General features: G+C 67.0%; 10 protein-coding genes. 4 read left to right on the top strand and 6 right to left on the bottom strand.

What is annotated here, in order from left to right; translation table 11 throughout:
* Positions 1-182: 182 nt before the first annotated feature.
* Together UU7_RS16435 and folE are read right to left on the bottom strand one after the other, a co-directional pair.
* Entirely contained in the window at positions 183-899 is a 717-nt protein-coding gene (locus UU7_RS16435) for an RNA polymerase sigma factor (protein ID WP_007810321.1), read from the bottom strand.
* Positions 900-954: 55 nt separating this feature from the next.
* Complete coding sequence (gene folE, locus UU7_RS16430) at positions 955-1578, bottom strand: GTP cyclohydrolase I FolE (RefSeq protein WP_007810319.1); 624 nt, start codon at positions 1576-1578, stop codon at positions 955-957.
* Between the two features lie 154 nt (positions 1579-1732).
* On the opposite strand from folE, the gene UU7_RS16425 reads away from it, so the two are divergent.
* Positions 1733-2272, top strand: coding sequence for a DUF4142 domain-containing protein (locus tag UU7_RS16425; RefSeq protein ID WP_007810317.1), 540 nt, complete (start codon positions 1733-1735; stop codon positions 2270-2272).
* Between the two features lie 19 nt (positions 2273-2291).
* On the top strand, positions 2292-2630 hold the full coding sequence (locus UU7_RS16420) for a cupredoxin domain-containing protein (protein WP_238530975.1): 339 nt from the start codon (positions 2292-2294) through the stop codon (positions 2628-2630).
* Between the two features lie 135 nt (positions 2631-2765).
* Here UU7_RS16420 and UU7_RS16410 read toward each other — a convergent pair whose 3' ends face one another.
* From UU7_RS16410 to UU7_RS16395, 4 genes are all read right to left on the bottom strand, one after another.
* Positions 2766-3110 carry a hypothetical protein gene (locus UU7_RS16410; RefSeq protein ID WP_040673623.1) on the bottom strand — a complete coding sequence of 115 codons (345 nt, stop codon included), beginning with the start codon at positions 3108-3110 and terminating at the stop codon, positions 2766-2768.
* Between the two features lie 38 nt (positions 3111-3148).
* Entirely contained in the window at positions 3149-3742 is a 594-nt protein-coding gene (locus UU7_RS16405) for an HAD family hydrolase (protein WP_007810310.1), read from the bottom strand.
* A gap of 55 nt (positions 3743-3797) precedes the next feature.
* Positions 3798-4607, bottom strand: coding sequence for an SPFH domain-containing protein (locus UU7_RS16400; RefSeq protein WP_007810308.1), 810 nt, complete (start codon positions 4605-4607; stop codon positions 3798-3800).
* Between the two features lie 95 nt (positions 4608-4702).
* Entirely contained in the window at positions 4703-7138 is a 2436-nt protein-coding gene (locus UU7_RS16395) for a S9 family peptidase (RefSeq protein WP_007810307.1), read from the bottom strand.
* A gap of 196 nt (positions 7139-7334) precedes the next feature.
* Here UU7_RS16395 and UU7_RS16390 point away from each other — a divergent pair, with 196 nt between their 5' ends.
* Positions 7335-8102: an energy transducer TonB gene (locus tag UU7_RS16390; RefSeq protein WP_040673622.1), complete on the top strand. Its 768-nt coding sequence runs from the start codon at positions 7335-7337 to the stop codon at positions 8100-8102.
* Positions 8103-8117: 15 nt separating this feature from the next.
* Complete coding sequence (locus tag UU7_RS16385; RefSeq protein ID WP_007810303.1) at positions 8118-8780, top strand: alpha/beta hydrolase; 663 nt, start codon at positions 8118-8120, stop codon at positions 8778-8780.
* The last annotated feature ends 116 nt before the right edge of the window (positions 8781-8896 follow it).

Genomic DNA, 8896 nt, shown 5'->3' with positions numbered 1-8896 from the left:
CGCTTCGTAGTTGAATCCGTCCTGCCCCGCCTTGTACATCGCGCACGGAAAGGGGCGGGCCAGCGAAAGAATTCTAGCGCAACTACAAGACAGGTCATTTCCAAGCGGCCAAAGTCTATCGTCAGCACGCACTACTCTCTTTGGCGACAGCACGGGCTGCGCGCACCCGCGGCAGTGCGCGGTTACACCAGGGTAGTCGAGGTCGACTCGGTGTCCAGCCGCGCCATCACCGCGTCGGTGACGCGGGCGCAGCGCTGGCCCATGAACGGGAAGGCTTCGCCCATGGTGGTGGCCAGCTGATCGTGCAGCGCGGCGCGCAGCAGGCGCCGGGCGCGATGCAGCCGTGTCTTCACGGTTTCCGGCTTGATCGCCAGCAGGGTCGCGGTTTCCTCCACCGAACACTCTTCCACGTCGCGCATCATGTACACGGTGCGGAACGCCGGCGGCAGTGCGTCGATGGCGTGTTCGAGCAGGCGGCGGATCTGCAGGCGGGCGGCGGACACGGCCGGGTCCTCGCTGCCGAACTTCGACGGGAACTGGATGATCTGGTGGCTGTCGTCCGGCGCCGCGTCGACCTGCTCCAGGCCCACCATGGTGTGGCGCTTGCGCAGCCGGCCACGCGCCTCGTTCAGCACGATGCTGGTCAGCCAGGTCAGCAGGGTCGAGTCGCCGCGGAACGAATCCAGCTTGTGATAGGCACGCATATACGATTCCTGCAGCACGTCTTCCGCTTCCGAGTCTTCGCCGAGCACGGCGCGCGCCACGCGGAACAGCCGCTGGTTGCAGCGCTGCATGATGTGGCGGAACGCCTCGCGATGCCCCGCGCGGACCAGCGCCACCAGCGCGTGGTCGTCCAGCGCGGCGTAGTCGACGGGTGCAACATGGGCATGGGCAGACATGGTTTTCTCCTTTTACACCCGATCCGATGCTGTGGGGTAGCCCGAGGTTCCCGGCTCAGCCGGCCAGCGTCGCCAGGATCTCGCCGCGCCGCGGCTCCCGGGCGAATTCGCCGAGCAGGCGCCGGGTCTGCATCGACACCCCATGCGCGCGCACCCCGCGCGACGACAGGCACGCGTGGCTGGCTTCGACAATCACCGCCACGCCTCGCGGCTGCAGCACCCGGGCCAGGGTATCGGCGATCTCCGCGGTCAGCCGCTCCTGGATCTGCAGACGGCGACCCAGCGCCTCGACCAGCCGCGCCAGCTTGGAAATGCCCACCACCCGCCGACTCGGCAGGTAGGCGATGTGCACCACGCCGGTGATCGCCGCCATGTGGTGCTCGCAGGTCGACTGCAGCGGGATGTCACGCAGGATCACCACCTCGTCGTAACCGCCGACCTCGCCGAAGGTCCGGCTGAGCAGTTCGGCAGGGTCCTGCCGGTAGCCGGCGAACCATTCCTCATAGGCCCGCACCACGCGGGCGGGCGTGGCCAGCAGGCCTTCGCGGGCGGGGTCGTCGCCGGCCCAGCGGATCAGCGTGCGGACGGCGGCCTCCGCCTCGGCGCGGGTGGGGCACGGGCAATCCGCGATCGGCAATGGCGCAGCGGCGGGCGTGGGGTTCTGATCCAGTTCGAGCATGCAGGCGGTATCGGTGGGATGACAGCTGATCCGATGCAGGCGCCCCGCGCGAGGTTCCCGCGGCGCCCGCTTCGCCGGCCGGAACCTGTGCCCCGCTGCTGCATCTCATGGGCACCGGCAGCGATGCCGGCCCCTTCCTCACGGAGCACCCGTCATGACCAAGTCCCTGTTCGCCCTCATCCTCACGCTCGGCCTGGGCAGTTTCGCCAGCGCATGCGCCGCGCAGGCACCGGCCGCAGCGCCCGCGATCAACGACGCGCAGATCGCCCACATTGCTTATACCGCCGGCGTGATCGACGTCACCGCGGCGAAGCAGGCGCTGCAGAAATCGCACAACAAGGCGGTGCGCGCGTTCGCCGAGGAAATGGCCCGCGACCACACCGCGGTCAACGACCAGGCGCTGGCGCTGGTGAAGAAGCTGGGCGTGACCCCGCAGGACAACCCGACCAGCCAGTCGCTGGCCAGCAACGCCGCGGCCGAGCAGAAGAAGCTGGCCGCGCTCAGTGGCAGCGCCTACGACAAGGCCTATGCCGCCAACGAAGTGGCCTACCACAAGGCGGTCAACGCGGCCCTGCAGGACACCCTGATTCCGTCGGCGCAGAACGCGGAACTGAAGTCGCTGCTGGAAACCGGGTTGAAGCTGTTCCAGTCGCACCAGATGCATGCCGAGCATCTCGCCCAGAGCCTGAAGTAGGGAGAACGCGATGCTGCGCATGACGACACTGCGGTGCGGCCTGTGGCTGCTGGCCGTCGCTTCGCTGCCGGTCGCCCCGGCCGCCGCTGCGCCAGCGTCCGCGGCGCATGCCGCGCGGGTGCACGTGATCATGATCGACAAGATGCAGTACGGCCCGATGCCGACCGGCGTGCGCGCCGGCGACATCATCGAATGGACCAATCATGACATCCTCGAACACAGCGTCACCGCGCGCGACGGCAGCGTCGATCTCGACCTGAAGGCGGGCGCCAGCGGACGCTTCACCGTCACCGCCGGCAGCCACACGTACTTCTGCAAGTTCCACCCCACCATGACTGCCACCCTGCTGGTCAGGTAGTCGTGGTCAGGTAATCCGGCGGCAAACTCGCCACCCCCGAGGCTGCAGGCCCGCACTGGCCACCTGCGGCGTCGCCGGCTTCCCGGCCATGACGCGCCCCACCCCGGCCTGTCGTGGCCGGATTCTTTTTGCGGCTCAGCCGCCCGGCGGGGTGCGAGTCAGCTCCACGCCGTCGACCACCATCTTCCAGGCGCCCTGATCCTGATGCGGCGGCACGGACACCACGAAGGTGGTCTTGACCGGACCGACGCCGACCACGAAGTTGTCGCCTTCGAACTTCTGCAGCGGGCCGTTGACCGAGGTAGTGCTGCCGTCCTGCATGCGCTTGTACTGGACGTTGCCGCCCGCGGTGATCAGCAAGGCCATCTTCTGCGCCCTCCAGTAGCCCGCGTAGGCCGCCTTCTCCGGCGGCAGCGGCTTGGCACAGGCGGCCAGCAGCAGGCAACACGACACGAGCACACCCATCCCTTTGTTGCGCATGTTTCCCCCATGCAGGGCATTCGCCCTGCGCTGCGTGATCAGGCCACTTCCCGCCAGTTGAAATACTTTCGGTCAGCGATACGCAGCAGGTCAAGGTCTTCGCTGGTATCGCCGTAGGCGTAGACGCGGTCGAAATCGCCGCGGTTGTACCGCTCCAGCACCCGCCGCGGCTTCTCCGCACCCACGCACTGGCGGCCCCGATAGCGGCCGCTGTAGCGGCCGTCGACCCGCTCCAGCTCCGAACAGATCAGCGCCAGTCCGTGCTGCTCGCACCAGTGCCGCAGGTAGACGTCGAGCGCGCCGGACACCACCACGACCACGTCGCCCTGCGCCTTGTGCCAGGCGATGCGTTCCATCGCCTGCGCGCGCAGCACGCCCGGCAGCACTTCGCGCGCAAACCGTTCCCCGGCCTGGTCCAGCCGCGCCAGCGGTTCGTCGCGAAAGCCGAAGCGCACCACCTGCGAGCGGATGGCGTTGCTGGAGACCAGCCCAAGCTTGTAGCCGATCACCACCGGCGCCAGCAGCACCCTGCCGGCAGCCAGCCGCCGCGGCGTCACCGCGAAGTGCATGAAGTCGGAAAACATCTCGCGGCTGGTGATCGTTCCGTCGAAATCGAACAGGGCGAGATTCATCGGCAACCATTCCCTTGGCATGCGGCGCGCACGCGTCGGCGTGCGGGAGGCCGGCTCATTTCACGTTGACCACCGGATCGACCGCGCTGCCGATGATGAAGGTGCACTTCGCATCCTTCACCGCACACACTTCGGTCTGCATCTTGATGCGTTCCATCTCGACGAACTGGGCCGGACTGAGGTTCATCGCCAGGCGGTAGGCGTTGTCGGCCTCGGCGCGGCTCTGCTCGGCGGCCTTGCGCGATTGTTCGGCCAGGTCGCGCTTCTGCTCGGTCAGCACGCGCTGTTCCTGCTGCGCGGTTTCCACGCGCTGGTTGCGCACCGCGTCGGGCGGATTGGCCTTGCCCACGGTGATCTTGAGCAGGCGGATCGGCAGCTTGTTCTGGTTGAGGTATTCGGTCATCTCGCGGCTTACTTCGCTGTCGATCTCGTCGATGGCGGTGGTCTGGATCGCGGTCTCGTTCATGCCGTGCTTCTTCACCGCCGAACGCACCCGGTTGAAGAACTCCTGCTCCACGTTGTTCTTGTACCAGTCCTGGCCGAAGTTCTTCACCAGCGCCACCGGATCGGTCACCTGCAGGCGGATGATCGCGTGGAAATCCAGCGGCACGCCGTCGCTCGACATCAGGTCGCCGAAGTTGCCGTCGTACTGCTGCGGAAACATGTTGACGTAGATGCGCTTCGTGGAGAACCACGTATAGGTCAGACCGGTGGTCACCGGCTGGTCGCGCACGCCACCGTGACCGAACAGGACCGGCTTGTCGATCAGCACGGCCTGCTGGCCGGCATCCGGCGACACCACCGTGCAACCCGTGCACGCCAACAGCATCGATGCCGCAATCGCGGCGAAACCCGACTTCTTCATGTCTTCCCCTGATGTCCTATTGTGGCGCTGCCCCGGCTCCATCATGCAACAAGGCCGTCGGCACCGGAATGCCGACGGCCCTCGTGCGCCCGCCTTCAGTGCGCGGCGGAAGCGCCCTTCACCGGCTTCACATACGTCTCGAACAATTCGTCGATGCGGCGGTATTCGTCGTGCCACGAATCGGCGTGGACGAAGCCGTGGCGCTCCATCGGGTACAGCGAGATCCAGAAGTTCTTCTTGTGCAGTTCGATCAGGCGCTGGTACAGGCGGATCGAGTCCTCGGCCAGCACGTTGTCGTCGATCAGGCCGTGCTGGATCAGCAGCGGATCGCGCAGGTTGTCGGCGTACTCGATCGGCGAGCTGGTCTTGAACGCCTCCGGATCGAGCTGCGGGTCGTTGAGGATGTCCGAGGTGTACTCGTGGTTGTACAGCGTCCAGTCGCTGACCGGGCGCAGCGCCGCACCCGCCGCGAATTCGCCAGGCGCGCGCAGCAGGGCCATCTCGGTCATGAAGCCGCCATAGCTGCCGCCGTAGATGCCCACGCGTTCGGGATCGACGTGGTGGTTCTGCACCAGCCAGGCCTTGCCGTCCAGCAGGTCTTCCAGTTCGGGATGGCCCATCTGGCGGTAGATCGCGGTGCGCCACGCGCGGCCGTAGCCCTCGGAGGCGCGGTAGTCCATGTCCAGCACCACGTAGCCCTGCTGCACCAGCAGGTTGTGGAACATCTGCTCGCGGAAGTAGTTCGACCACGACAGCGTGACGTTCTGCAGGTAGCCCGCGCCGTGCACGAAGATCACCGCCGGCTTCGAGGCGGCGCTCTCGTCGGCCGGACCGTAATACTTCGCGTAGATATTGCCGGCGCCGTGGCTGGACGGCACCTCGACCACCTTCGGCGCAATCCAGTCATGTGCGGTGAACGCCGGCTTCATGGTGTCGGTCAGTTCGTGCGGCGCACCGCCCGCGGACGGCTGGACGGCCAATTGCGACAGCACGTACGGTGAGGAATGCAGCACGGCCAGCCGGCTGCCGTCGGGGGACAGCACGAAGTCGTCCATGCCCTGGTAGTTCGTGATGCGCTCCAGTTTCCCGCCCGCGGAGGGCACGCGGTAGACGTCGTAGCTGTACGGCGCAACCTGGTTGGTGCGCAGGTAGAACCAGCGGCCGTCCTCGCTCAGCTGCGGATGGCTGGTTTCGAACGAGCCGCCGGTCAGCGCCCTGGGCTTGCCGTCCAGCGCCTTGGTGTAGAGATGCGAGTAGCCGTCCTGTTCGCTCAGGTACCACAGCGTGCGGCCATCCTTCAGCCAGCCGAAATCGTTGAAGTTCCAGTTGATCCAGGCGGGGTCGGTGAGCCGCTGCTGGTTGACCAGCGCGTGTTTCGCAAAATCGACGCTGGCGATCCAGCGATCCTTGTTGTCGATCGCACGCAACTGCACGGCGGCGTTGCGGCCATCGTCGCTCCACACGATGCCGCCGCCATTGTCGGCGCTGAGCACGGTGACCGGGCGCAGGTCGGGCGCCTTCAGCGCCTTGGCCTGGTCATCCTTGCCGGCCTTCTGCAGCGCGGCGATGGCCTTTGCGCGCAGGTCCTTCAGCGGATCGTCCTTGATGCCCGGCAGCGTGTCGCTGGCCAGCGGCCACGATTGGTGGCTCGCCAGGTCGAGCAGCAGCAGCGACTGCGGCGCCGGATCGTTGCGACCCACGTAGACACGGGCTTCCTGCTGCTCGGGGTAGCCGGAGTCGGTGATGTAGTGAGTGAGTTCCGGCGACTTGCCCGCGTCGTAGCTTTTCGGCGCGGTGATCAGCAGCAGCCAGCGGCCGTCGGGTGACAGCTCGCTGTCGACCAGGCTGACCTGGTCACCGAGGTAGAACGGCTGCGCCGCGCGTCCGGCATCGGCGGCATCCAGCGCCTTGTCCTGGTCGCGCCGGGCCTGCTTGTCATCCCGGATGTCGCGCAGTGTCTTGAACAGTTCCAGCTGGCGCGCGCCCAGCGCATCGGGCTGCTTCGCCTGCGGGTCATCGACAAACTTCAGCACCGCCGCCGGCGCGGTGACGCCGCTGGCCAGGTCGTGGCTGTACCAGTCGTTGCCGTCGCGGAACTGCAATGCGCGGCCGTCGGACGAGAAGCGCGGCGCGGATTCGTCCTGCAGCGTGCGGGTGATCTGGCTGCGCCGTCCGCTGGCCAAGTCGACCATGAAGACATCGCCATGCAGGATGAACGCCGCGCGCCGGTGGTCGCGATCGAACACCGGCGGGCCGTCCGCCTGCGCCAGCGCGGCGGGGTCCAGTTTCACGCCCGGGCCGCCCGCCGGATCGATGCGATACACGTCACGCACCTGGCTGCCGTCGCGCTTCAGCGAGTAGTAGACATGCCGACCATCCACGCTCCAGTACGGCGACTCCACCGCCTGGCCGATCCAGTCGGGGTTGGCCATGATGGTTTCCAGGTCGAGCGGCGTCGACGCCGGTGCGGCGGCCACTGCCAGCGGCGCGACGGTCAAGGCAACGAGAGCGGCAAGCAGCAGTCGACGCATGGATTCCTCCCGGACAAAAAGCCAGCATAGCCGAGCCGGCACGCCGAAGCCGGAGCACCGTGCCAAAGGTCAGGGACGCCGGCCTCGCGCCGACTGCACATGCCTGTCGGGGAACGCGGTACTGGTACAAAGCTCGCCGCCAGTCGATGATGGCCGCTGCCGGCGCGCGGTCGCGGCGCTCACAGGGGGACGTGGCATGAAACATTTCTTGATCGGTGCAGTCTTGCTGCTGGCCTGCGCCCAAGCGGTGCACGCCGCCGAACGGCGCGAACAGACTTACCAGGTTGGCGCCGACGTGGATGCCACGGGGCACGTCATCGCCACCCAGATCGAGCCGGACGTGCCGCCATCAATCGCCGGTGTGCTGACTTCCGCGCTCAGGCAATGGCAGTTCGTATCGGCCAGGCGCAATGGTCAAGCGGTGTCTGCACACACGTTCATCTCCGCAAGGCTGCTGGCATTGCCAAACGCAAGTGGCCAGTACAGCTTGCACGTCATCTACGCGGGCAACGGCCCGAAATTCCACCGGGCCGGGTGGAAAGCGCGATATCCCCGGGACGCGGTGCAAAGGCGCCAGGCTGCGTTCGTTTTCATCGACGCTACCGTGCAACCTGACGGTCGCCTGGCCGACATCACGGTAGACAGCCAGTTTGCCGAATGGCCGGTGGCCCGGTCATTCAGGGATGCCGCACTGAAGGCCGCCAGGAGCTGGCATTTCACTCCGGAACAGGTCGACGGCCAGCCGGTTGCGACGCAAGTGCGCGTGCCAATGAACTTCACTTTGCGCGACCAGATACTCACTCCGGAACAAATCAGGATCCTGCGCGAAGCCGCAAGCAGGGAAGCCGCGGTGGCGAACGCCGAGGCTGACCAACTCGGCATCCCGCTGCCATCGGAGCAGGAGATTGCGCTGGACAGCCCGCTGCAACCGCATGCCGTCGCCACTATCATCAGCGCCCCCTGACCCGCCGAGCACCGCATGACCCTGCCCGCCGTCGAACACGAAACCGCCGCCCATCCCACCCACAGCATCATCTGGCTGCACGGGCTGGGCGCTGACGGCCATGACTTCGCGCCGATCGTGCCGGAGCTGGTCGATCCGGCATGGCCGGCGCTGCGCTTCGTGTTTCCCCATGCGCCGGTGCGGCCGGTGACGATCAACAACGGCATGTCGATGCGGGCCTGGTACGACATCACCGGCTTCGACCTCACCTCGCGCCAGGACGAGGCCGGCATCCGCGCCTCGATCGCCGAAACCGAGGCGCTGATCGCCCGCGAGCACGAGCGCGGCGTGCCCAGCGAGCGGATCATCCTGGCCGGCTTTTCGCAGGGTGGCGCGATCGCGCTTTCGGCGGGCGTTCGCCATGCACAGAAACTGGCCGGCATCGTGGCGCTGTCCACCTATCTGCCGATCTCCGCCACGGTGGCTGGCGAGCGCCACGCGGCGAACGCCGCCACGCCGATCTTCTGGGGCCACGGCACGGCCGATCCGGTGGTCGTGCTGCAGCGGGGCAGCGACTCGCGCAACGCGCTGCAGGCGCTGGGCTACACGGTGGACTGGCATACCTATCCGATGGCCCATGCGGTCTGCGCCGAAGAGATCGGCGACCTGCGTCACTGGCTCGGCCAGCGGCTGGCCTGAGCGGCTTGAGGCAACGCTGATCAGGTATCACCACCGTCACCCACCCTCTCTGTTCGCAGACCACAGGGCCGTCGGCGAAGGCAGACTGGCCGTCTGTCGAGGCGACGGACCGAAGG

This window comes from Rhodanobacter spathiphylli B39, assembly GCF_000264295.1.
GTDB classification, from domain to species: domain Bacteria; phylum Pseudomonadota; class Gammaproteobacteria; order Xanthomonadales; family Rhodanobacteraceae; genus Rhodanobacter; species Rhodanobacter spathiphylli.
This window is presented reverse-complemented; position numbering and strand designations above follow the sequence as displayed.

Excerpts from the sequence above, each read along its gene's own strand:
- UU7_RS16395 (WP_007810307.1), bottom strand. The coding sequence starts at position 7,138 with ATGCGTCGACTGCTGCTTGCCGCTCTCGTTGCCTTGACCGTCGCGCCG.
- UU7_RS16400 (WP_007810308.1), bottom strand. The coding sequence starts at position 4,607 with ATGAAGAAGTCGGGTTTCGCCGCGATTGCGGCATCGATGCTGTTGGCG.
- UU7_RS16435 (WP_007810321.1), bottom strand. The coding sequence starts at position 899 with ATGTCTGCCCATGCCCATGTTGCACCCGTCGACTACGCCGCGCTGGAC.
- UU7_RS16385 (WP_007810303.1), top strand. The coding sequence starts at position 8,118 with ATGACCCTGCCCGCCGTCGAACACGAAACCGCCGCCCATCCCACCCAC.
- UU7_RS16425 (WP_007810317.1), top strand. The coding sequence starts at position 1,733 with ATGACCAAGTCCCTGTTCGCCCTCATCCTCACGCTCGGCCTGGGCAGT.
- folE (WP_007810319.1), bottom strand. The coding sequence starts at position 1,578 with ATGCTCGAACTGGATCAGAACCCCACGCCCGCCGCTGCGCCATTGCCG.
- UU7_RS16390 (WP_040673622.1), top strand. The coding sequence starts at position 7,335 with ATGAAACATTTCTTGATCGGTGCAGTCTTGCTGCTGGCCTGCGCCCAA.
- UU7_RS16410 (WP_040673623.1), bottom strand. The coding sequence starts at position 3,110 with ATGCGCAACAAAGGGATGGGTGTGCTCGTGTCGTGTTGCCTGCTGCTG.
- UU7_RS16405 (WP_007810310.1), bottom strand. The coding sequence starts at position 3,742 with ATGAATCTCGCCCTGTTCGATTTCGACGGAACGATCACCAGCCGCGAG.
- UU7_RS16420 (WP_238530975.1), top strand. The coding sequence starts at position 2,292 with ATGACGACACTGCGGTGCGGCCTGTGGCTGCTGGCCGTCGCTTCGCTG.